The 23,464-nt window shown below is 41.1% G+C and carries 18 protein-coding genes; 7 read left to right on the forward strand and 11 right to left on the reverse strand.

The annotated features are described in order from the left end of the window. The 4 genes from B4G94_RS22745 to B4G94_RS22760 all read right to left on the reverse strand — a co-directional run. The coding region (locus tag B4G94_RS22745; RefSeq protein WP_286862195.1) for a M13 family metallopeptidase at positions 1–1,993 on the reverse strand (1,993 nt) is incomplete at its 3' end. 67 nt (positions 1,994–2,060) lie between these two features. Next, positions 2,061–3,569, reverse strand: a complete 1,509-nt coding sequence (locus B4G94_RS22750; protein WP_121121925.1) for a carbon-nitrogen hydrolase family protein — start codon at positions 3,567–3,569, stop codon at positions 2,061–2,063. A 151-nt stretch (positions 3,570–3,720) separates the two neighbouring features. After that, positions 3,721–4,062, reverse strand: a complete 342-nt coding sequence (locus B4G94_RS22755) for a DUF3467 domain-containing protein (RefSeq protein ID WP_104382326.1) — start codon at positions 4,060–4,062, stop codon at positions 3,721–3,723. 37 nt (positions 4,063–4,099) lie between these two features. Next, positions 4,100–5,218 (reverse strand): M42 family metallopeptidase, encoded by a 1,119-nt coding sequence (locus tag B4G94_RS22760; RefSeq protein WP_286862197.1) that lies wholly within the window; start codon positions 5,216–5,218, stop codon positions 4,100–4,102. A gap of 163 nt (positions 5,219–5,381) precedes the next feature. Here B4G94_RS22760 and lgt point away from each other — a divergent pair, with 163 nt between their 5' ends. The 4 genes from lgt to B4G94_RS22780 all read left to right on the forward strand — a co-directional run bounded on the left by lgt (position 5,382) and on the right by B4G94_RS22780 (position 9,267). Continuing rightward, entirely contained in the window at positions 5,382–6,197 is an 816-nt protein-coding gene (gene lgt / locus B4G94_RS22765; RefSeq protein WP_286862199.1) for a prolipoprotein diacylglyceryl transferase, read from the forward strand. Between the two features lie 478 nt (positions 6,198–6,675). Next, a complete protein-coding gene (gene trpB / locus B4G94_RS22770; RefSeq protein WP_286862201.1) occupies positions 6,676–7,866 on the forward strand; it encodes a tryptophan synthase subunit beta in 1,191 nt (396 codons plus the stop codon). A 123-nt stretch (positions 7,867–7,989) separates the two neighbouring features. After that, on the forward strand, positions 7,990–8,532 hold the full coding sequence (locus B4G94_RS22775; RefSeq protein ID WP_286862203.1) for a L,D-transpeptidase family protein: 543 nt from the start codon (positions 7,990–7,992) through the stop codon (positions 8,530–8,532). Positions 8,533–8,694: 162 nt separating this feature from the next. Next, positions 8,695–9,267 carry a helix-turn-helix domain-containing protein gene (locus B4G94_RS22780; RefSeq protein ID WP_165306584.1) on the forward strand — a complete coding sequence of 191 codons (573 nt, stop codon included), beginning with the start codon at positions 8,695–8,697 and terminating at the stop codon, positions 9,265–9,267. 107 nt (positions 9,268–9,374) lie between these two features. On the opposite strand, the gene B4G94_RS22785 is transcribed toward B4G94_RS22780, so the two are convergent. From B4G94_RS22785 to B4G94_RS22815, 7 genes are all read right to left on the reverse strand, one after another. Further along, positions 9,375–11,555, reverse strand: a complete 2,181-nt coding sequence (locus B4G94_RS22785; protein ID WP_286862205.1) for a DUF4954 family protein — start codon at positions 11,553–11,555, stop codon at positions 9,375–9,377. A gap of 7 nt (positions 11,556–11,562) precedes the next feature. Next, entirely contained in the window at positions 11,563–13,404 is a 1,842-nt protein-coding gene (glmS, locus tag B4G94_RS22790) for a glutamine--fructose-6-phosphate transaminase (isomerizing) (RefSeq protein WP_165306582.1), read from the reverse strand. 152 nt (positions 13,405–13,556) lie between these two features. After that, complete coding sequence (locus B4G94_RS22795; protein ID WP_286862208.1) at positions 13,557–16,739, reverse strand: efflux RND transporter permease subunit; 3,183 nt, start codon at positions 16,737–16,739, stop codon at positions 13,557–13,559. A 65-nt stretch (positions 16,740–16,804) separates the two neighbouring features. Beyond that, positions 16,805–17,860, reverse strand: coding sequence for an efflux RND transporter periplasmic adaptor subunit (locus B4G94_RS22800; protein WP_286862210.1), 1,056 nt, complete (start codon positions 17,858–17,860; stop codon positions 16,805–16,807). A 14-nt stretch (positions 17,861–17,874) separates the two neighbouring features. Then, complete coding sequence (locus tag B4G94_RS22805) at positions 17,875–19,218, reverse strand: TolC family protein (protein ID WP_108632015.1); 1,344 nt, start codon at positions 19,216–19,218, stop codon at positions 17,875–17,877. Positions 19,219–19,246: 28 nt separating this feature from the next. Next, positions 19,247–19,846 carry a TetR/AcrR family transcriptional regulator gene (locus tag B4G94_RS22810; protein ID WP_108632016.1) on the reverse strand — a complete coding sequence of 200 codons (600 nt, stop codon included), beginning with the start codon at positions 19,844–19,846 and terminating at the stop codon, positions 19,247–19,249. A gap of 172 nt (positions 19,847–20,018) precedes the next feature. After that, positions 20,019–20,690: an NUDIX hydrolase gene (locus tag B4G94_RS22815; RefSeq protein WP_077434873.1), complete on the reverse strand. Its 672-nt coding sequence runs from the start codon at positions 20,688–20,690 to the stop codon at positions 20,019–20,021. Positions 20,691–20,875: 185 nt separating this feature from the next. On the opposite strand from B4G94_RS22815, the gene pfkA reads away from it, so the two are divergent. The 3 genes from pfkA to B4G94_RS22830 form a co-directional block, all read left to right on the forward strand. After that, positions 20,876–21,853 (forward strand): 6-phosphofructokinase, encoded by a 978-nt coding sequence (gene pfkA, locus B4G94_RS22820; protein ID WP_371412046.1) that lies wholly within the window; start codon positions 20,876–20,878, stop codon positions 21,851–21,853. 18 nt (positions 21,854–21,871) lie between these two features. After that, the gene (locus B4G94_RS22825) at positions 21,872–22,723 is read left to right on the forward strand and encodes a hypothetical protein (protein WP_104382338.1); all 852 of its coding nucleotides are present in this window, start codon (positions 21,872–21,874) and stop codon (positions 22,721–22,723) included. A gap of 4 nt (positions 22,724–22,727) precedes the next feature. After that, positions 22,728–23,464, forward strand: a 737-nt coding sequence (locus B4G94_RS22830; protein ID WP_286862213.1) for a type I glyceraldehyde-3-phosphate dehydrogenase, incomplete at its 3' end; no start/stop codon positions are given.

Consider the following 23,464-nt stretch of genomic DNA (forward strand, 5'->3'; position numbering starts at 1 on the left):
GCTGTACATTAAATGCTTTATAAAATGCTTCCATATTATAGACAGGGCCGTTCACACGGAATTGCTCTGGACTATGTGGGTCGACCTTCAATCGTAAACGCATGCGCTCGTCGCTGCTTTTGACCCGCCATACCTGTGCAAAACTTAAAAAGAAACGCTGATCCCCTGTAAAACCATCGATCTTCTCATTCCCCTGCCCTTGTTTGGTCAGTTTAAACGCATCGTAAGCAATGTTCAAACCGCCGATATCAGCCAGATTCTCTCCTAAGGTCAATTCTCCATTGACATGTTGATTATCCAATAAGGTGAAGCTTCCATACAATTTCGCAACCTGATTTGCACGTTCGGTAAACTGTTTGGCATCCACAGGTGTCCACCAGTCGTTGAGGTTACCAGCCTTATCATACTGTCTCCCTTGGTCATCAAAACCATGGGTCATCTCATGACCTATGACAGCACCAATAGCACCATAATTGATCGCATCATCCGCATTGGCATCAAAGAATGGAAACTGTAGAATTCCTGCAGGGAATACAATCTCGTTGTATGGCGGATTATAGTACGCATTGACCGTCGGCGTAGTCATCAGCCACTCTTTTTTGTCAACAGGTTTGCCTATTTTACCGACCATCTCCTTATAAGCATGCTTGGCCGAAGATTGTAAATTCGCATAATAGGTATCTTTTGCAACTTCTACATCGCTATAATCTTTCCATTTTTCAGGATAACCGATCTTTTTAACAAAAGCTTCCAATTTTTCGATTGCTTTTTTCTTGGTTTCCGGTGTCATCCAGTCCAATTTTTCAATTCTTGTCTTGTAGACCTTTTGCAAATTATCGACCAACTCCATCATGCGCTGCTTTGCTTCAGGCTTAAAATAGTCATCCACATAGAGCTTGCCAACAATCTCACCCAGGTTTTCGTCAGCTGAGCTGACCATCAATTTCCAGCGTTCTTTCTGTTGCTTCTGCCCATTGAGGGTTTTGCCAAATAGTTCGAATTTTGCATCGCGAAATTCTTTGCTCAGCGCAGTCGCAGAAGCATTTGCCAAATCCGCTTTTAACTTTGTTTTCCAAACCTCTACAGGTTGCGATTTTAACAGATTGTTTAACGCTAGATAGAACTTAGGTTGCTGCACCAAAATCGTGTCGGTCTTCACCTCCAAACGGCCGAGAATATCTTTCCAGTTCAAATTTGGGGTTTGTTTCTGGAAATCCTGAACCGCAAACTTATTATAATTTTTAATCGGATCCCGCAACTCAACAGGAGTCAGATGGGACTTTGCGATTTCTGTTTCCAGTTTGAGTACTTCTTCGGCAGATTTTTGAGCATTTGCTCCCTCGCCGATCAACCCAAACAATTTAATCAGATAAGCGAGATAAGCTTCCCTGATTTTTCTGGCTTTGTCATCCTGATCCAAATAATAGCTAGCTTCGGGTAGATTCAACCCGCCCTGAAAAAACTGCAGTGCATTTTTAGTGCTGATTCGATCATCGGCAGCTACATAAAAACTAAACAGGTCTCCATCCCCCTCTTTGAATCCATCAGCCGCATAAGCGATTAATTCATCGATATTTTTCAATGCGTTGATTTTTTGGATAGTCCCCTCTATAGGCTTGGCACCAAGTTTATCAATGGTCACCGTATCCATACCGCTCGCATAGAAATCGCCGGCTTTCTGTTGATCCGAACCTTTTTTGCTGTTGGACTGAGCCGCATTTTCCAGCACCATTTTCAATTTCTGCAAATTTTCATCTGCCAGAATATAGAACGACCCCCAACCGGTTTCAGAAGCAGGTATCTGGGTATTTTTCATCCATGCGCCATTCGCATATTGGAAAAAGTTATCACCGGGACTGACCGTTGTATCCATGCCAGAAACATCAAAAAAATTGGTTCTGACCTCTTGCGGATTCTCCTTGCTCTTGTTGGACTGACATGACAACATCATTAAGACGACAGAGAGCGTTCCCCATTTGACTTTTTGTATCATACTTTATTAGATTAAGAATATAATTAAAGCTAAGCATATTTTGAAGCTCTTCAAAAATACCAGCCAATTATTTCAAAAGTTTTACTTCGTATAAATCCTTGCGTCGATCTTTTTTAACTTTTACCGTGCCATATTCATGCAGGTCCCGCAAAGCATACAGGTCCACATCGGCAATCAGCACCATCTCGGCATTTGGAGTCGCTTCGGCCTTGATGGCATTATTTGGAAAGGCAAAATCCGATGGTGTAAAGACTGCAGATTGCGAATATTGGATATCCATGTTGTTGACACGTGGCAAGTTGCCGACAGACCCTGCTATGGCCACATAACATTCGTTTTCAATGGCACGGGCCTGTGCACAAGTCCTGACCCTAATATAACCATTTTGCGTATCGGTCATAAAAGGCACAAATAGGATCTGCATGCCCTGATCAGCCAAAATACGGCTCAATTCCGGAAACTCCACATCATAACAAATCAGTAGGCCGACCTTACCACAATCCGTATCGAATACCTTCACCTCACTTCCACCAACCATACCATAGTATTTAAATTCATTTGGCGTAATATGAATTTTCTTGAATTCATCCAGCTTACCATTACGATGGCATAGGTAAGAAACATTATAGAGTTTCTTATTCTCCATCAGTGGCATAGAGCCTGCAATAATATTCACGTTATAGGAAACCGCAAATTGCTGGATCCGATCAATAATTTCGGAAGTATGCCGCGCCAGCCTTTCCATTGCCAATCGCTCGGGAAGGTCGTTATATGGACTCATTAATGGCGTGTTAAAGAACTCGGGAAACATAATAAAGTCTGTTCCGTAGTCGCTTACCGTATCCACAAAGAATTCGATCTGGTCATAGAACGCTTCGATATTATCGAATAAACGCATCTGCCACTGCACCAATCCCAGACGGATCGTCTGTTTGGTCGTTGAGATCGACCGGGTTTCCGATTCGTAATAAATATTATTCCATTCCAGCAAAGTGGCAAATTCCATCGACTCGGCATCTTCCGGTAGATAATGTTTCAGCACCTTTTTGACATGAAAGTCATTTGAAAGCTGAAACGTCAATGTAGGATCATAAATCTCCTTGCGTTTTACCTTCTCAATATAGACTCTCGGACTCATCTTGTCCGCATAATTATGGTAATTGGGAATCCGTCCGCCGGCAACGATACATTTTAAGTTCATCTGCTCGCACAGTTCCTTACGTGCATCATAGAGGCGCCGGCCCAATCGCAATGCACGATGTTCTGGATGGACGAATACTTCGATACCATACAAGGTATCTCCGTCATCGCTATGTTTGCTGAATTTACCGTCATCAATAATATCATAATAACTATCATAGATGTTATTCTTTTTGGAATTGAGGATAATGGACAGCGCACAGGCAACCACATGCCCATCGATCTCCACGCACAATTGTCCTTCGGGAAATATCTCGATCAGATCCTGAATATTTTCCTTTGACCAGGTATCCCCTACACCATCATAAGCTTGTTCCATTGATTTCTTCAAATCAACATAATCCTTCTTTGTCAAGTTGCGCACTTGAATATCCATATAAATCTCCTTTTGAAATAAGTTTCTCTAAAAATAGCAAAAGTCGGGCCCAAGCCCAAATACCAAGGTAGCCCAGTAACCACAAATGGAGACAAAAAAAGGTGCCAATTGTTTTATTGGCACCTTAATTATCGATAGATTATGCTATTGACTATGCTTGACCTTGAGGAGTTCCGAAAGGAAATGCTACAGTTGGGTCACCACCTTGTTGAGGTTGTTCAGCAACACCTACATCCATTTTAATCGGACCGTTCAAAGCTTCGAAACGATTCACGTTATCAACCAATGCACCTAACAAGCGTTTTGCGTGCTCTGGAGTCAAAACGATTCTTGATTTCACTTTTGCTTTTGGCACTCCTGGCATCACACGGATAAAGTCAACCACAAATTCTGTATTAGAGTGAGTGATAATCGCAAGATTTGAGTAGATTCCTTCTGCTACTTCTTCTGTCAACTCGATGCTCAATTCGTTTTGATTTTGGTTATTTTCCATAATAATTCTAAATGATAAGTTAATATAATCCTAAATTCTATTTTGTAAATGTTCTAAAGTCCTGTCCATCCTCGATATTCAACAACGTCTGATAGATCAAACGGATCACATTGTCGACATCCTCTTTGTGCACCATTTCAACCGTCGTATGCATATAACGTAGTGGCAAGGAAATCAGGGCAGAGGGAACGCCGCCATTGCTGTAGGCAAAAGCGTCGGTATCTGTTCCTGTATAACGTGAACATGCCTGACGTTGGAATGGAATATTATTTTCCTCGGCAACTTTCACCAACAGCTTATTCAAGTTGACCTGAACCGCCGGAGCATAAGACAATACCGGCCCTTTTCCGGAAAATAAATCTCCTTGTGTGATCTTGTTGATCATCGGCGTTTGGGTATCATGCGTCACATCAGTCACAATGGCAACATTCGGCTTAATGCGATCTGCAATCATTTCAGCGCCGCGCAAACCAATCTCTTCCTGCACCGAATTTACGATATATAATCCAAACGGCAATTTCTTTTTATTCTCTTTCAGCAGACGAGCGACCTCAGCAATCATAAAGCCACCGGCACGATTGTCCAGGGCACGTCCGATATAATAACGGTCGTTCAGGATCGAAAAGGTATCTTCGTAGGTAATCACACTGCCTACGTGTACACCTAAAGCTTCCACCTCCTCTTTGGAACTGCATCCACAATCCAAAAAGATATTTTTTAGGGAAGGATTTTCTTCTTTCTCGCCCGAACGTGTATGAATGGCAGGCCAGCCAAATACCGCCTTCACAATGCCTTTTTCCGTATGGATGTTCACCCGTTTGGAAGGTGCGATCTGATGATCCGAACCACCATTGCGTACCACGTATATCAATCCATCTTTTGTAATGTAATTGACAAACCAGGAGATTTCATCAGCATGGGCCTCGATCACCACTTTATAAGCAGCCTTTGGATTGATTACGCCAACCGCTGTGCCATAATTATCAACAAAAGTTTCGTCCACATAGGGCTTCAGATAGTCCAGCCATAAACGTTGACCGTCCCATTCAAAACCTGTGGGTGAAGCATTGTTTATATATTTTTCAAAAAATGAAAGCGAATCTTTTGTTACGACTGCTGTCGTTTTCGGTTCTTTTTTCTTATTCTTTTCAGCCATCTTTTCCTTTTCTATTTACTTTCGTCAAAATATGAAAATTTCAATGAAATGCAAAAGTAAAAATGTTTTTTGGAATATTCCTTTTACATTTCACTTTCATTTTATTGAAAAATAAGATTAAACCTTATCTTTACCTTAGTAATTTAAACAGACATAAAAAAATATGAATTCAATACTAAGTGCAATACATTGGAATGTAGATCCTGAGATGTTCAACTTTGGCGCATTTGCCCTACGCTATTACGCCTTATGTTGGCTCCTCGCTTTCTTTGTGTCCTATGTTATTATGTTGCGCATTTTCAAAAAAGAAGGCCGCACGCAAGAGCAACTGGATCAGCTCTCCATCTATATCTTCCTCGGCACACTGATCGGCGCACGACTTGGTCATTGCCTATTCTACGATTTTGACTATTATAAAGACCATATCCTGGAAATTTTCCTCCCTTTCAAATGGGATAAAAACGGATTCCAGGTGACTGGTTTTGCAGGATTGGCCTCCCATGGTGGAGCCATTGGTATCCTTGTTGCTCTCTACCTCTTCTGCCGCAAGACAAAGACTGACTTTTTATGGTTGGCGGACCGATTGGTAGTGGTGGTACCTATCGCCGGCGCGTTGATCCGGATTGGTAATTTTTTCAATTCGGAAATCGTAGGGACACCTACAGATTTGCCCTGGGCAATAATTTTTGAACGACACGACAATATCCCCCGCCATCCGGGCCAGCTCTATGAGGCCATTGCCTATATTATCATCTTTATTATTATCGGCTCCTTATTCAAATCGAACCCGAATCGTCAAAAAGGAAAATTGTTCGGTATTTTTATGGTTTTATTATTTGGTGCGCGGATGGTGTTGGAGCATTTTAAAATTGATCAAGAAGCCTTTGAACAAAGCATGTTGCTCAATATGGGACAGCTTTTGAGTATACCTTTTATTTTGGTCGGTTTCTATTTTATCTTCCGAAAACCAAAAGCTTAAAATACAGGGCGATCTGAGACAGTTCGCAACGTCAATATATAGCCGGCATCTTTCTTACGAAAGATGCCTTTTTTTATCGTTATACTTCAGCTTCTGTTCGACCGCGGTAGCCGCCTGTCCCTACCATGCTCCGCCCTCTAACCGCGATGAATCCGCAGTAAATCCGACATGAGTCCGTGGTAAGTCCGAGTCTATCACGCATTTACCATAAACCCATCCCGCTTCCATATTGCTGGCACCTGCCTTCTGATGCGAAGCAGCCCCGAATTATTCTGCTATCAAGAGTGAATACTCCTCAATTAGCGCTAATCACATGGACTGTATATGCGATAAAAATAAGTCAAATACAATAAGCTAAATTCGATTCATAAACAAAATCACCTTGTTTTTTTTCAAAGACTCCAAAGATTACTATATTTAGGCTTCTTTAAAGTGCAAAATTTTTACAACAATTTACAACAAGAAACTTAAGCCTAAAATGAGTCTAGAAAAGTGCGCATCCGTCGAAGCGAACGAAAACATGCTTCAATACAATGGTAAATATGGTGAGTATGGTGGATCTTATATCCCACCTGTCCTGGAAAATCAGTTAAACAAATTAGCCGATTTTTTTGACAGCCATGTTCAGAAAGAAGAATTCCAAAAAGAATTCATCTCCATCCTCAAACACTATGTAGGACGTCCCTCACCTTTGTATTTTGCAAAGAATCTGAGTGAATATGTAGGATCCAGGATCTACTTAAAGCGGGAAGACCTGAATCATACCGGTTCGCACAAAATCAACAATTGTATCGGTCAGATCTTGTTGGCGAAACAAATGGGCGCGACGGAAATTATTGCCGAAACCGGAGCTGGTCAGCATGGAGTTGCAACCGCGACTGCCGCTGCTCTCTTAAATATTCCCTGCAAGGTCTTTATGGGCGAAATTGATGCCGCCCGTCAAGCCTTGAATGTGAAACGGATGGAGTTGTTGGGTGCTGAGGTTGTCACAACAAATCTAGGAAGCCGAACACTTAAAGATGCTGTTGACGCCGCGTTGATGTATTATGTCGAAAACCCAACATCGTATTATCTTCTTGGTTCACATGTCGGACCGCATCCCTATCCTAAAATGGTGGGCTATTTTCAGAGTGTGATCGGCAAAGAAGCCCGACAACAAATTCTTGAACAGGAAGGACGCCTTCCAGACAGTATCTTTGCCTGTGTAGGCGGTGGATCAAATGCCATTGGATTATTTTCAGGTTTTCTGGATGATCAGGAAGTTGAGATCAATGGCGGTGAAGGCGGCGGCTCGGGTGCCTACCCTAAAACAGCCGCTACCCTATCGTTTGGTAAACCGACCGTATTTCAGGGCACCTATTCCTACTGCCTTGTTGACGATACAGGCAATCCGATCCCATCCACATCCGTATCAGCTGGACTGGATTACCCAGGCATCTCGCCACAGCATGCCGCTTTAAAAGACAGCAATCGGGCCAACTATTATCCGGTTACGGACGACGAAGCGATCGCCGCCTATAAATTGCTTTCCAAATTAGAAGGAATCATCCCGGCAATCGAGTCTTCACATGCGGTTGCCCTAGCGGTCAAACTATTGAAAGATAAAAACAAACTTGCTATCGTTAATCTGTCTGGCCGCGGAGACAAGGATGTCGACCGTGAATTTTAATAGATCACTGAATAATTTAGATAGCCATAGCAGATTGCTCATAAGGCACCTCGCTATGGCTATTGATATAAATCCGGGTTTTCCATGTATGCTAACCGTTCCATTTAGATAACAGCGATTCTTATGAAACGAAATAAAAATCGCCACAACTGGCTAAAAATCATTACTACGGTATTCCTCCTATTGATTCTTGGGATTACCGTCTATAACCTTTATCCTGAACCCCGCTTACCAAAAAATGCGGTGGTTGACAAACTTGTGGTCTATAAATCCAAACGAATCCTATTAGCTTATGCGCAAGGCAAATTGCTCAAATCCTACCGAATATCGCTGGGCGGAGAGCCGATTGGAGCTAAAAAAATCGAAGGTGATTTAAAGACACCGGAAGGATTATATTATATCAACGATAAAAATCAGTACAGTGGATATCACAAGAACCTAGGGATTTCGTATCCGAATGATCAGAATATCGCCTATGCCAGATCTTTGGGCAAAACCGCGGGTGGTGACATCAAAATCCATGGCTTAAGAAATGGAATGGGTTTTATCGGGAAATTACAACGTTGGACAGACTGGACATTCGGCTGCATGGCGTTAACCAACACAGAAATTGATGAACTTTATCAGGCCGTTCCCATCGGTACCCCTATTGCGATTAATCCCTAACGTTGATCTGCATGGCAGTTCCATCGGCTAGACAGGCTGTATGGATGGCTCGGCAGAAGGCACCAAAAAGCTACAACATATCACCTAAATCTTACAACAGAAATGTCCGATTAATTTGCGATTTTTGGGTTTGGATTTGTAACTTGTATTAAAAAAAATCGGATGAAACTCGCAATAAAGAATATGGTATGCAATAGATGCATCATGGTCGTCGAAAACGAATTGGCCAAGCTTAATCTTCACATTAAACATATTTCTTTAGGACAGGTCGAAATTGAAGAGACATTAAACCGGGAACAATCGGCTCAGCTAGCCGAAAACTTCTCCGCCCTCGGTTTTGAACTCATCGATGACAAAAGAACGGTATTGATTGAGCAGGTCAAACATTTGGTCCTGGACTTAATCCGCAACCAACATAACAATACCAATCTTAATTTATCGGAAATAATAAGTAATCAGATTTACCATGATTACAATTATATTTCGAATTTATTTTCGGATGTTGAAGGCATGACGATCGAAAAATATTTCATTAGCCAAAAGATTGAATATGTCAAGGAGCTTTTGGTCTATGATGAATTGACACTAAGCGAAATCGCCTATCAGTTGAACTATTCCAGCGTTGCTTATTTAAGCAATCAATTCAAAAAGGTTACCGGACTGACCCCTAGTCATTTTAAGCATATCAAAGAGAATAAACGTAAACCATTGGATAAAATACATGACGCAGGATAAATTATTCAGCTCCAGCTGTTTTCGATAGGTCAGGTCACCATTTGACTCCCGATAAAAAACAGGTATTAAAGATAACAGAAAAGGCCTCCGAGCGGAAGCCTTTCTTTTTAAAATTGCCCTTTCAAATTTGCAACCCTTATTTTAAATATCTCTAATTCTTTTTGCTGTTGATTGATAAAAGAATTTTCTGTTAACTTCCCGACAACTATATCACGCTCTTCATCATTGGCATATACCATATTCTTGAACGGATTTTTGTAATCTTTCGCACGGGATTTATAGATCTGCTCGCCTATCCAGATTCGGTGCTTCAAAGCCTCATCCAACAAAGATACAATTTTATCTGCGGATATTTCCACACCTTCCAAAGTCAGAATTTCAATCAGAGACAATAAGGCATGCTTTCGCTTATCCAATAGATACTCCTTGCTACGTTCATGATAAAACTCATGAATATCATCCCAGGAGTCTATCTTTTTGGATTTGATATCATTCAGAAAAGCCTGCAATGCAGTACTTTCGATAAGCTGTCCACCGATATTTTCCCAATTTGTCCGTTTTTCACCGGCAAGGCTAGCAATGATTTCATCGATTGATCGTCCTTCCTCCAGTGCATCCATTAGGTGCAGTACACCATAATACTTGATAAATGAACGATAGAGATGATAAGCTTCACCTACTTTTTGAATCACTGTCGGTCTGCGCGAATTTTCAGCTCCGGATAAAACAATAGTCTTATCTTTTAGATCAATATTGTTGACAAGTAAGGTACGCCCGGCTAAAATATGTTCCTCCCGTGTCTTATTCCCTTCGTGTTGAAGGCTTTCCGACACAGCAAAAGCAAGTGTTTCCATTCCGCCAAACATCTCATTGACAGTATCAGGGGCCAACATATCGTACTCAAAATATTGATTTTTAAAATGCCTATTGTCCCGGGCTTCATACTTATTGGCATTACGCACCAGTGCATACATATTATACATAAACCAATATCCCGGAATAAGCGAAAGCCGATCATGCTGCACATCATTGCTCACTAACGTGAAGGGCAGCTGAATATCCAGCTCGTGCAGAAAATCACCTTTGACGATCAAGCAATAAGAGGCGAATCTCGAATTATGCTTAAGACTTACACACAATCCAGGCCAAAAGCCACGTCCTGCAATAATCTCTCCGTCAGCAGCTCGGGAATTGTGGTTCGACCCCACTGTCGCCCCGGCAGCCATATTGCTTTGCCCCATCACCAATGCTGCGCACAGAAAAGAATTATTATGATGTTGCTCATGCGCCGGAAAGATCAGGGAATTAAGCACTTCACAACAGGATATCGTCGAATTATCGCCGAGATAAGAATTGATCAATCGTGCACCATATTTCAGCTGCGAGTAAGAGGCTAAAATAAAACGTACCGCCTTTACCCCGTAGAATATACGGCAACCGTAACCAATGATACCATTGACCAACTCACAACCCTCACCAATTTGCGTATAGGATTCCGGGGAAGAATTGACGGTCACATTTTTCAACTTGCTTACTCCTTTAATATAAGCATCGGTACCAATCTTCACATTTTTGATTGTGAATGTATTTTTAATGACACAACGATCCCCTATCTGACTATAATAACCACGTTGTGTACCAAATTTTTGGTCCGTCAGTTCTTCAAAACGATGCTGTAGCATACGATCATGGCGATTTCGCGTCCACAGGTAAACATCGGCGGCTTGCATGCCGTCGAAAGGATAAACCGAGCGCGCTCCATTTTCATTGCAAAGCTCCAATTGGATGCGTTTATCGGATTCTTCACCATCCCGCAGAATACCATTTCCGAATTTGGCTGTGCTACCGGTTTCCATCTCCTTGATCTGACTTAACAGCACTTCATTCCCCACAATAAAATAGGATAAATAACCTATATGATGTACAGCTACATCATCGCCAAAATCCGAACTGATAATGGTCGAATGATATAAACCGATGGGAAGCTGCAGGTTTCGATATTCGAGGTAACTAGGGCTTAAATTTCCGATACGTACCAAGCCGTAGAATTTGCAGCCCTGAACCTGCTTGGGATCAAAGATCGCCGAAACTTTCACTTTAGACCAGTCACTCGACCAATTACCATTAGCAATAAGTTCCTGAACCTCAATTGCCGTGAGATCACGGTAATCATTACGTGGATTCTGCTGAAAACGCAGGGTGTACTCATCCTGCCCTTCATGGAGAAATTCATTTGGGATAAAATCATATCCCAAATGCTCCAAAGGTATTTTCTTTAATACACTCATGCGCCTCCTATTCTACTGTGACAGATTTGGCGAGATTACGAGGTTTGTCAACATCTAAGCCTAACTCCACACCAATATAATAAGACAATAACTGCAAAGGAACAACAGAGATTAAAGGAGCAATAACCTCATCTGCCTCTGGAATTTCCATAAAGTCATCCGACAGATTTTCGGAAACGGCGTCACCTCTGGTAACTACGGAAATAATCTTCCCTTTTCTGGCTTTTATCTCCTGGATATTGGAAACAATTTTTTCATGATAAGCATCTTTGGTTGCGACGAAAACAACGGGCAAGTTTTCATCGACCAAAGCAATAGGGCCATGTTTCATCTCCGCTGCCGGATAACCTTCGGCATGAATATAAGAGATCTCTTTTAGCTTTAGTGCACCCTCCAGGGCAACCGGGAAATTATAGCCCCTGCCAAGAAACAAGAAATCCCTCGCGTCTTTATATTTTTTTGCTATTTGTTGAATCTTTTCGATTTGTGTATCCAAAATCCACTGTACTTTCCCGGGAACGTCATGCAATTCTTCCGACAGTTTCAGAAAACGCTCGTCGGAAATAGTTCCTTTTAACGCCGCAATTTTTAATGCGATCAGGTTGAGGACAGTGAGCTGCGCCGTAAATGCCTTTGTACTTGCCACGCCGATTTCAGGTCCGGCATGCGTATAAGCGCCTGCATCTGAAAGACGTGCTATGGACGAGCCGACCACATTCACTACGCCCAGAATGATCGCGCCCTGTTTTTTTGCATTCTCCAACGCAACTAAGGTATCCGCAGTCTCCCCACTTTGTGAAATGGCCAAAATAACATCTCCCGGATGGATCACTGGATTACGGTAGCGGAATTCAGAAGCATATTCCACTTCAACGTTGATGCGGCATAATTCTTCAATGACATATTCCGCAATTAATCCGGCATGCCAGCTTGTACCACATGCCACAATCACAATCCGATTGGTGTTGCTGATCTCATTCGCATACTTCTCGATTCCACTAAGAATAATTTGTTTCGCCTGCAGATCCAGACGACCACGCATAGAATCGTAGATGGTATCCGGCTGTTCGAAGATTTCCTTGAGCATAAAATGGTCGTAGCCACCTTTTTCAATAGCCGATAACTCCAGATCCAGCTTTTGGATATACGGGGTGATACGTTCATTCCCCAAATTCTTTAGAATCAACTCTTCGGGTGTAATAATCGCCAGTTCGTAGTCATTGATATAAACAACCTCTTTGGTATACGCCAACATGGGCGAAGCGTCTGAACCTAGAAAGTGTTCGTTTTTGCCTATTCCGATGACCAACGGGCTCCCCTTTCTGGCTGCAATAATCCGATCTGGATGACCAGCTTCTAAGACAAGGATCACATAAGCACCGACGACTCTTTTTAAAGCAATACGAATTGCCTCTTCCAGAGGGCACTCATTCTGTAATTGGATTTCTTCGATAAAATTAACGAGTACTTCTGTATCCGTATCACTTTTAAAATGATAACCTTTATTAATTAATTCTGATTTTAAAGATGCATAATTTTCAATGATACCGTTATGAATCATTGCGATGCGTCCACTGTTTGAGTAATGTGGATGGGCATTTCGGTCAGAAGGTTCACCATGGGTGGCCCATCGTGTATGCCCTATTCCTGTTGTTGACTGAAGATCCTGACCGTAAACGAATTCTTCCAAATTCACGACTTTTCCTGTCTTTTTGTAAACATCGACATGTTCACCTTTGTGTAGTGCGACTCCTGCACTGTCATAACCACGGTATTCTAATTTTTTCAATCCGTCAATGACGATACCATACGCCTGACGGTAACCTGTGTATCCTACAATTCCACACATGCTTGTCTCAATTTTAAGTATATATATATTTTGTTAATGCGGTCGCAATGTAATAAAAAATATTTATGCAATCGATTGATTAACCTAAATTTAATACAAAAAAAAGGAGGCCAATGACTTAGCCTCCTTTCCTTTGTAAAATTGATATATGTTTAATGTTCTGCGACATCAACATGGTCGTAATTTTCTACCATGAGCGCCTCATAATCAGTCTTTTCCTTTTTTTCGAAACGGCGTTGCAAACTATCGAAGATTGAATAGACAACTGGGACGACAACTAGCGTCAAGAACAAAGAGGACAACAGACCACCAATGATTACAATGGCCAAGCCTCTATTCATATCGGCACCATCACCTGTGGCGATCGCTATAGGAATCATACCGAATACCATCGCGATTGTCGTCATCAAAATCGGACGAAGGCGGGCATGGTTCGCTGCAACTAATGCATCGTGGGTGGTATCTCCTGCTTCTTTACGGTGATTAGCAAAGTCAACCAGCATAATCGCATTCTTGGCTACCAATCCGATCAACATAATGATACCCAAAATCGTGAATATATTCAATGTTTGATTTCCCAAAGCCAAGAACAATAATGCCCCGATAAATGACAATGGAATAGAGAACAAGACAACGAATGGAGTGATAAAACTATCATATAAAGCAACCATTACCAAATATACTAGGATAATAGATGCCAATAAGGCAATTCCCAAAGTTCCAAAACCTTCGGTTTGATTTTCCATGTTACCACCCCAGATAAATACGATTCCTGGTTTGCGCGGTAGTTTTTCAAACTGCGCCTGCCATTCCTGAGCTACTGTACCCATCGGTCTACCGATTGCCTGTCCTTGAATGGACACCGCTGGCGATTTGTCCCGGCGTTCCAACAAAGTTGGGCCAGAACCATAAGTAACGTTAGCAAATTGCTCCAATGAAATCGAAGCCCCCTTATTGTTAATAAACTTCAAATCACGCACATTGTCAATATTTGCACGACCACTTTCGGTGTAACGGATATTAATGTCATACTCGTTATCCCCCGCCCTATATTTATTATCGGTATTTCCCGAAAATGCAGTTTGCATAGTCATACCGACAGTCGACACATTCAGGCCCAGGGATGTCATTTTATTGCGATCAATTTTCACATTAATCTCTGGGTTACCCGCCTCAGAGGTCAATTTTACTCCCGCAGCTCCCGGAATTTTGCGCAATTGGTCGGCAGCTTTCTCCGCAAATTCTTGCGCGTCTTCGACAGAGGCACCAATGATGGTCAACTTCAACGGCGCCTGCTCTGCTCCCATAATACCAACGTTCACAGTTTTGACTTTGGCACCAATCAGTTTATTTTCCAATTCACGTTTTAAGGTTGCAGAATACACCTGGGAATTTCCTTCAAAATTCTCCTTGTCCAGAATAACATGGATTTCGGATTTATAACGAGATCCTGTAGTGGAAGCCATACCGTCCGAAGATTGTCCGACCGTAGTGATTATTTCTTTAACGTCTGGCTTGGATTTAAGATAAGCCTCCGCCTTTTGCGTCAATAAGTTTGTTTTTTCCAAGGAAGCGTCTTTATCGAGTTCCAATTGGATAAAAAATTCCTTACGGTCGATACCCGGGAAAAAATCCGAACCGATATAGCCCTTCACTACCAATGAAAATGAAGCAATCAAAAGTCCTATCGCTAGTCCTAGCGTAGCCAGTTTAGTCAATCGTGTTTTTAAAGACCATACCAACAATCCGGATACCCAATGCGTAAACGCAGTCAAACCACTTTCAAATCCATGGATTATGCGTCCAAACAAAGATGTTTTGCTCAAATGTTCGAGTTTTCCGAAACGCGAGTACAACCAAGGAACTACCGTAAATGACACAAGTAAAGATAACATCGTAGAGATAATTACGGTCACACAGAATTGTGCCAGGATATTTGCAACCAGTCCTGTAGACATCGCAATTGGCAAGAACACTACCACGATAACCAACGTAATCGCCGTAACGGTGAATCCAATTTCGGAAGCACCATCAAATGCCGCACGCACCTTGTTTTTACCCATCTCCATATGGCGGTGAATATTCTCGATAACAACGATCGCATCATCCACCAGGATACCCACCACAAGGGATAAACCCAACAGTGACATCAAGTTTAACGTATAGCCCATCAAAAGTAAGCCAATGAAGGTTGCAATCAACGACAGCGGAATCGCTACCATTGTAATTGCAGCATTTCGCAAACTCTGTAAGAAAAACAACATAATAAAACCTACTAAAGCAATTGCGATCATCAAATCATGGATTACGTTGTCGGCTGCATTCAAGGTAAAATCAGAAGAGTCATTGGCGACCAAAATTTTAATATTTTGCGCAGCATAATCTTTCTCAACCCCGCTAATTACCTTTCCATTTTTATCATGTACTGCAATGGTTTTCTTTACCGCTTCGGATACAGCTACTGCATTGGCATCCGATTGTTTAAAGACCTGCAGCAAAATAGTATTCTGGCGGTCCAAACGAGCTACTTTTTCAATTTCTTTGATACCATCCTGAACGTCTGCAATATCACGTAAATAGATCTGAACCCCTGCCGGAGTTGTAATCGGCAAGTTACGAAGCTCCTCAATTGAGGTAACCTTTCCGGCTAACCGGATTGTAGTCCTATTATCACGTGTGCTTACGTTACCTGTAGGAAAATCCAAATTTGATGCCGCTACAGTTTGTTGCACCTGTGAGATTGTCAATCCATAACCTTCGATTTTCTTTGGATCCACAGAAATTTGGATCTCACGTTCTTCACCTCCAATCATGTCTACTTTTGCAACCCCATTAATACGTGCAAAAACAGGCTGGATTTTATTGTCCAGGAGATCGTATAACTCTTTCTCGGACAAGTTTGAGGTAACAGCCAAACTCATGATCGCTACATCGTCCAACGAGAACTTGGACAGGGAGGGTGTCTCCACATCGTCAGGCAAGTCGTTTATGACGGCATTGATCTTCCGCTGGGCATCAGTAAGCAGAAAGTTGACGTCAGCGCCATTGTTAAGGGTAATCATAACGATCGACACCCCTTCAAGCGAGGTCGATTCTACTTTTTTGATGCTTTCCAAGGATGAAATAGCATCCTCAATTTTCTTGGTGACAGAGCTCTCCACCTCAGCGGGGGATGCTCCAGGATAAACCGTCTGCACCGTGATGACGTTGATCTCAAATTTAGGGACTAACTCGTACCCTAATTGAGTATAGGAAAACAATCCGCCTAATGTGAGTATTATAAATAATACGATAATTATACTTGGACGTTTTATCGATATTTCGGTAATTTTCATTAGAATTATTTGTTTTTAATGGTAATGAAACCACGACTTCATTTGCTACTGGTTTTCAGTAAACATTATTTAATAATTTCAACAGGGCTCTGATCAAACAAATTGATTTGACCCGAAACAATCACTTGATCACCATTTTGCAGACCGCCCAAAATTTCAATATAATCGCCGAAATTTCTTCCGGATTTCACATTGGTTTCGATTGCTTTACCATTTTTAAGAACGAATATTTTATTGTCGCTCACACTACCGACAAATGCGTTACGGGGCACGATCAAAGTATTGCCGGCAACACCCTCGCCAAACATCGCTGTGCCATACATACCGGCACGCAATTGATTGGATGAGTTATTGACTTCAATTTCTACCGGGAAATTTAAGCTTCCGTCTGATTTGGGTGCGATAAATGTCACTTTACCAGTGAATCTTTGGTCAGCATAAACACTTGCCGATACATCCACAGATTGACCGATTTTTAACGTTGCCACATTTTTCTCATCCACATTGACACGTAATTTTAACGTGCTTACATTCACGATATCGAATGCTGCAGCTCCAATATTTAAATAAGTTCCGGGTTCTATTTTACGTGCATTGACCACTCCTGAAACAGAAGTTTTGATGGTTACATCGCCTGCATTCAATTTTGAAGCCTTTAAATTATTTTTGGCATTTTCATATTGTAATTTCACCTGATCCAATTGCTGTTTGGTAACGCCACCCGTAGAATAAGCGCTTTCAAAACGATGTAGGTCGGCCTGGGCATTGGTAAAGGCTGCCTGAGCATTCGCTACATTTACATTCAGCTTATCCCCTTCAATGATCGCCAATGTTTGCCCGGCACTCACACGTGATCCTTCATCAACCAATACCTTAACTACTCTACCGGCAGTTTCTGCAGAGACTGTTACTTCTTGCTTCGGTGCAAAGGTTCCATTCGCAGTATAACGCAAATCCATCGAAGTGACCCTTGCGGTATCGATACGAACAGCAATAGACGCATTAGTTTTGGCGACTTCAGCAGTCTCAGCTTCGTTCTTCTTTTTATTTTTATTTAACACAAAAAATATTCCTGCAAGACCAGCAGCAATAATAAGTAGGGTAATAATTCCGCGTTTCATATTGTATTAGTCAATTATTCGTTAATTAGTGATTTGAGATTGCCGTTTGCTTTAATAAGTTGAACTTCCGCCACTTTATAATCAAGCAAAGAGGTATTTAAATTATTTTGTGCATCAGCATAAGCTTTCTCTGCGTCGAGTAGATCTGTTAACGTCGCCAAACCATTCTTGTAGTTATTGTTTGTATCCTCCAAGACGGACTTGGCTAAATCCACGTTTTTGCGATTCGACTCAATCGTCAGAAGTGTATTCTTGATTTGCACTTTGGAATTTTCCGCAGCCATACTTAAAGCTAATTTTGTATCTGCGATATCGACCTGAAGCTTATCAATATCAATCTGAGCTTGACGGACCTTGGATTTTGTCAAGAAGCCATTAAAAATAGGAACGGATAAATTCAAGCCGATTCCCGAGAAACTAGACCAATTTACACCTTCAGCCTTTGAAAATATAGGAAATACTGGCCCCAGGCCTTGACGTCCATAATTGGCAGTCAGTGACAATGTTGGATAGTATTTTGAAATCTCGGCTTTTTTATTGAGCTCCAATAAGTCATTTTGCTTCGCCAGCACCTGAATCTCTGTTCTATTGGAAACATCAATTGGATTATAAACGGCATTTAACGCAACCGTCTCAAAGGTTGAGCTTGGCATGACGATCTGCTCATCCATGGACATACCGATAACAAATTTAAGTGCATTTTCTTTAAGTTCAACTGCATTAATCAACTGCTGCCTAGATGCTTTTAAATTTGTAACTGCTACATTTGTACGATCCAAGTCAATTTTCTTGGCCAGTCCATTCTTGTATAGACCATCGATCACGTCTCTTGTTTTAGTCGTGCTTTCTAAGTTATTATCAACTGTTTTTAATTGTAATTTGGATTGATAAACATCATAATAGCTATTAGCTACTTTTTCAATTAACTGTTCATCTGTCAATGTTTTATTAATCAGGTAAAATTCGCGTGTGGTTTTCGCTGCCTTTAATCCGGTAAATACTGTTTGATTAAACAATTGTTGATTCAAACTTATCGAATTTGTTGATTGCCATTTTTGTCCGAAAGCGGCCATTACCGTTGTTCCGGGCTGACCGACGAGCTCTCCGGGCAATGCAACTTTTTGAATCATGGGATTATACGTTATTCCCCCTGTAAAATTGATCTGTGGCAATGCCCCCGATTTAACCTCAGCGATCTTATGCTCCGCATTCTGCACATCGAGTGTCGCTTTTTTTGCATCAGCTTTATTCTGCAGAGCAAATTTGATCGCATCACTTAGGCTTAATTGCTGTTGTGCATGACTTTGGAAAACCATCGTACCTAATAAAAGGCTGGCTAGTATTCTGATTGTTTTCATTCCTAATTTATTTGTCCTAATTTTATATCTACTTTTTATTTATACCATTAAAAAACAGCTTCGTAGCCAGTTTTTGTTTCTGTAACACTTCATCAAAACGATCCTGATTTGGTATCCCAGAAATGATATCTGAAATATTGCACATCAAGGAAAGACTCTTCATCAGTTCCACATAGATTTCCGCTGTTTCATACAAATGTTCTTCGTTGAGTTCACCCTTCTCCGCGCCTACCTTAAATATTTCATAGAGCGCCTTTACATCACGATTATGAAGACACTGAAAGAAATCCTGCATCGAAAGCCCTTTAATCCATTCCAGGTTCTCGTTCATGTGCAACATATAATACTTGCGCACAAAAGCATCCCGCATCTCTAAAATTTTCATGATCAGATCATAAGTTGTCCCTGTATGTGCAGCAACCAACTTTTCCTCCTCCGCTCTATACTCATCTGTCAAACGTATAAGAACGTCCCGTATAAGCGCATTCTTCTCCGAGTAATAATAATATAAATTCGCCTTGGTGATTTTTATATCCTCTGCAATTTCATTCATTGTTGTCTTACTAAATCCATAATGCATAAAGCGTCTTATGGCAGCATCAATGATCTGGTCTTTTCTATCTTCCATTCTTCAAAAAACTCCTTTCTACTTTCTGACTTTTATCAGAAATTGTTCAAAAATATAAAAAGTAACATCTCGCACAAAATATATTTTGAAATCGATAATAATTTGATATTTAGTTGACAACAAAAAAGGCAAACTTTAGAAGTTTGCCTTGTCCTTAATAACTCAGATTTTATTAAAACGCTACAGTATTCTGAAAATGTTTGAGGAATTTTCTTTTATCCAGTTTGTACAGACGGGCCGCCCGATAAGCAACTCCGGTCTGAACTTCATCCAGCTCCTTTAGAAAACCGTAATTCTGCATTTTCTTTCTAAAATTGCGTTTATCCAATGTTTTATTTAATATTCCCTCGTATACCAATTGCAACTGGGTGAGGGTGAATTTTTCAGGTAACAATTCAAAAGCGATCGGTTTATAGGCCAGACGACGCTGCAATCTTTCCAGACATAGGTCCAAAATCTGCTTATGGTCAAATGCCAATTCAGGAACATTTCTCACCGGAAACCATTTTGCCTGTTTCATGTAATTTGTAACAGGCTTTGTTTTTAATTTTGTATTATCAAGTTGAACAAGGGCATAATAAGCTACGGTGAGAATACGTCCTTTTGGGTGCCGTTTGAGGCCCGCAAAAGAATGTAACTGATCCATAAATACATCTTTCAAACCTGTATTTTCATACAAAATTCTTTTTACGGCATCTTCCATTTCTTCGTCATTATCCACGAAAAAGCCTGGCAATGCCCACCAATCCTTAAAAGGATATTCATTTCTTTCAGCCAAAAGAACTTTTAATTCTCCTTCATGAAAGCCTAATATGACACAGTCTACGGTAAAATTACTATACAAAACTTCTAAATTTATTTATGTGCAATATACTGAGCTAAATTTATCGGCTACTAATCATCGGGTTATCTGTAACAATTATACGCTTCCTAAACGTGATGCGCAAAAAAATAATGAAAAATTTATTCAAAGTGTAGAATATACACTATAAAAATCTTATATTCGTAAAACCTAAAATATAGAGTGTGATAAAAGAAATTAAAAAAATAGGCGTATTAACATCTGGCGGTGACGCACCCGGCATGAATGCCTGCATTCGTGCTGTTGTCCGTACAGCGCTACATAAGGGCCTCCAGGTAACCGGGATTTATCAGGGTTATCAAGGTCTGATTGACGGAAATTTTAAAGAAATGGATACCCGCTCAGTGAGCAACATCATACAGCGCGGTGGTACGATATTAAAAACAGCGCGTTGTCTTGAGTTTAAAACAACCGAAGGACGAAAAATCGCTTACGATAATTTGAAGGCAGCAGAAATTGATGCTTTGGTGGTGATTGGTGGTGACGGAACTTTTACCGGTGCGAATTTCTTCTCCAAAGAATTTGAGATTCCGATTGTAGGTATTCCCGGAACAATTGACAACGACCTTTACGGATCTGACTATACTATTGGTTATGATACCGCCAATAACACCGTTATCGAGGCCATTGACAAAATCAGAGATACGGCTGCCTCCCATGAGCGTCTTTTCTTTGTTGAGGTCATGGGCAGAGACTCGGGATGTATCGCATTAAACGCTGGAATTGCCGGTGGTGCAGAGGCCATCTTGCTTCCAGAGAAAGAGACGGCTATTGATGATCTGATCCGTCACCTGGAAGATGGTGCGATTAAAAAGAAATCCTCATCCATTGTTATTGTTGCTGAAGGTGACCAAAATGGTGGTGCATACTATGTTGCAAAAAAAGTAAAGGAAAAATTTGATCATTACGACACGAAAGTTAGTATATTAGGGCATTTACAACGTGGTGGATCTCCAACGAGTTTTGACCGCGTATTAGCCAGTCGATTGGGGTTTGCTGCCGTGAATGAAATTTTAGCAGGCAATACACGCATCACCGTGGGGCTCCGTGGTAATGAAATCAAAACTACACCGATTGAAGAGGCTATCAGCAACAAGGAAATTAAACTTAGCCCTGATCTATTGGAAATGGCTGAGATTTTATAATATAAAGCAAAGCAGACTATGATAGCAGTAGTATACAGTGGATCTCGATTCTCAGACTGGCGGTTGGCTGACAAAGGCCGGATAACCACCGGATTTCGCATGAATGGTATCAACCCCTATCTTCAGGATGAACGGTCCATACTACAGCATTTAAATAGAAACACCAATCTGATCAATAACGCTGAAAAAATTAAGCGTATTTATTTTTTTGGTGCCGGTTCTTCCTCCAAGGAACGCAAAGATAAAATCAAAAATGTCTTTGAACGTTTCTTTGTCAACGCAAGGGTCAAGGTAGACCACGATGTCATTGCTTCGGCTATTTCAACTTTCGGGGATGAAAAAGGCATTGTAGGCATTATTGGAAGCGGATCGAATGCGGCTTATTATACCGGGAAGAAAATCATAGAGAACAACTATGGCTTGGGCTATATCCTCGCGGATGAAGGGGCGACAAACTGGAATAGTCAGCAGTTGCTGAAACACTATATGACAGACACCCTCCCGCTCGATCTGAAAGAAAAATTGGAAAAAGAGTTTACCCTGGATAAGAAAAGTATTTTGGAGAAGGTGTATATTGCACCGCAACCTACTAACTTCTTAAATTCATTTACGGATTTTGTACTTGAAAACAAAGAGCATCTCTTTATCAATCAGTTGATCAAAAATGGATTACGTATTTTCATTAAAACCTATATTAAGCCATTAATGAAGGAATATCCGGATAGTGATGTGAATTTTACGGGTTCGGTGGCATTCAATTATGAAAATATCCTCCGGGAGGTAGCGACAGATGAATTTAATATCAGTATTGGCACCGTGGTCAAGGAGCCGATACATAATTTAATTAAATATTATATCAATAAAAATTAAGAATATGAAAATTGGAATTAACGGATTTGGCCGTATTGGTCGTTTAGCATTCAGAGCTGCTATCAATCGTCCAGAAATTGAAATTGTTGGTATCAATGACTTAGTTGAGCCGGATTACATGGCTTATATGTTGAAATACGATTCAACTCACGGTAAATTTGACGGTACTGTAGAGGTGAAAGACGGTAACTTGGTCGTGAATGGCAAAACAATCCGTGTGACTGCTGAAAAAGATCCGGCAAACTTGAAATGGAATGAAGTAGGTGCTGAAGTAATCATCGAATCTACAGGTTTCTTCCTGACACAAGAGTTAGCGCAAAAACACATTGATGCAGGTGCGAAAAAAGTTGTGATGTCAGCTCCGGCAAAAGATGATACACCAACATTCGTAATGGGTGTAAACCACAAAGAATTAAAAGCTGATCAACATATCGTTTCGAATGCTTCTTGTACAACAAACTGTTTGGCGCCTATCGCTAAGGTATTGAATGACAAATTCGGTATCATTGAAGGTTTGATGACTACTGTACATGCTGTAACAGCTACACAAAAAACTGTAGATGGTCCTTCTGTAAAAGACTGGAGAGGTGGCCGTGGAGCTTACCAAAACATTATCCCTTCTTCTACAGGTGCTGCTAAGGCTGTAGGTCTAGTTCTTCCTGAATTGAAAGGTAAACTGACAGGTATGTCGCTACGTGTTCCTACTGCTGACGTTTCAGTTGTTGACTTAACAGTACGTTT

The organism is Sphingobacterium sp. UBA7625, assembly GCF_002484085.1.
Lineage (GTDB): Bacteria > Bacteroidota > Bacteroidia > Sphingobacteriales > Sphingobacteriaceae > Sphingobacterium > Sphingobacterium athyrii.

What these genes read in the sequence shown, in the direction of transcription:
- B4G94_RS22750 (WP_121121925.1), bottom strand. Translation starts at nt 3,569, where the DNA reads ATGGATATTCAAGTGCGCAACTTGACAAAGAAGGATTATGTTGATTTG.
- B4G94_RS22755 (WP_104382326.1), bottom strand. Translation starts at nt 4,062, where the DNA reads ATGGAAAATAACCAAAATCAAAACGAATTGAGCATCGAGTTGACAGAA.
- B4G94_RS22760 (WP_286862197.1), bottom strand. Translation starts at nt 5,218, where the DNA reads ATGGCTGAAAAGAATAAGAAAAAAGAACCGAAAACGACAGCAGTCGTA.
- lgt (WP_286862199.1), top strand. Translation starts at nt 5,382, where the DNA reads ATGAATTCAATACTAAGTGCAATACATTGGAATGTAGATCCTGAGATG.
- trpB (WP_286862201.1), top strand. Translation starts at nt 6,676, where the DNA reads ATGAGTCTAGAAAAGTGCGCATCCGTCGAAGCGAACGAAAACATGCTT.
- B4G94_RS22775 (WP_286862203.1), top strand. Translation starts at nt 7,990, where the DNA reads ATGAAACGAAATAAAAATCGCCACAACTGGCTAAAAATCATTACTACG.
- B4G94_RS22780 (WP_165306584.1), top strand. Translation starts at nt 8,695, where the DNA reads ATGAAACTCGCAATAAAGAATATGGTATGCAATAGATGCATCATGGTC.
- B4G94_RS22785 (WP_286862205.1), bottom strand. Translation starts at nt 11,555, where the DNA reads ATGAGTGTATTAAAGAAAATACCTTTGGAGCATTTGGGATATGATTTT.
- glmS (WP_165306582.1), bottom strand. Translation starts at nt 13,404, where the DNA reads ATGTGTGGAATTGTAGGATACACAGGTTACCGTCAGGCGTATGGTATC.
- B4G94_RS22795 (WP_286862208.1), bottom strand. Translation starts at nt 16,739, where the DNA reads ATGAAAATTACCGAAATATCGATAAAACGTCCAAGTATAATTATCGTA.
- B4G94_RS22800 (WP_286862210.1), bottom strand. Translation starts at nt 17,860, where the DNA reads ATGAAACGCGGAATTATTACCCTACTTATTATTGCTGCTGGTCTTGCA.
- B4G94_RS22805 (WP_108632015.1), bottom strand. Translation starts at nt 19,218, where the DNA reads ATGAAAACAATCAGAATACTAGCCAGCCTTTTATTAGGTACGATGGTT.
- B4G94_RS22810 (WP_108632016.1), bottom strand. Translation starts at nt 19,846, where the DNA reads ATGGAAGATAGAAAAGACCAGATCATTGATGCTGCCATAAGACGCTTT.
- B4G94_RS22825 (WP_104382338.1), top strand. Translation starts at nt 21,872, where the DNA reads ATGATAGCAGTAGTATACAGTGGATCTCGATTCTCAGACTGGCGGTTG.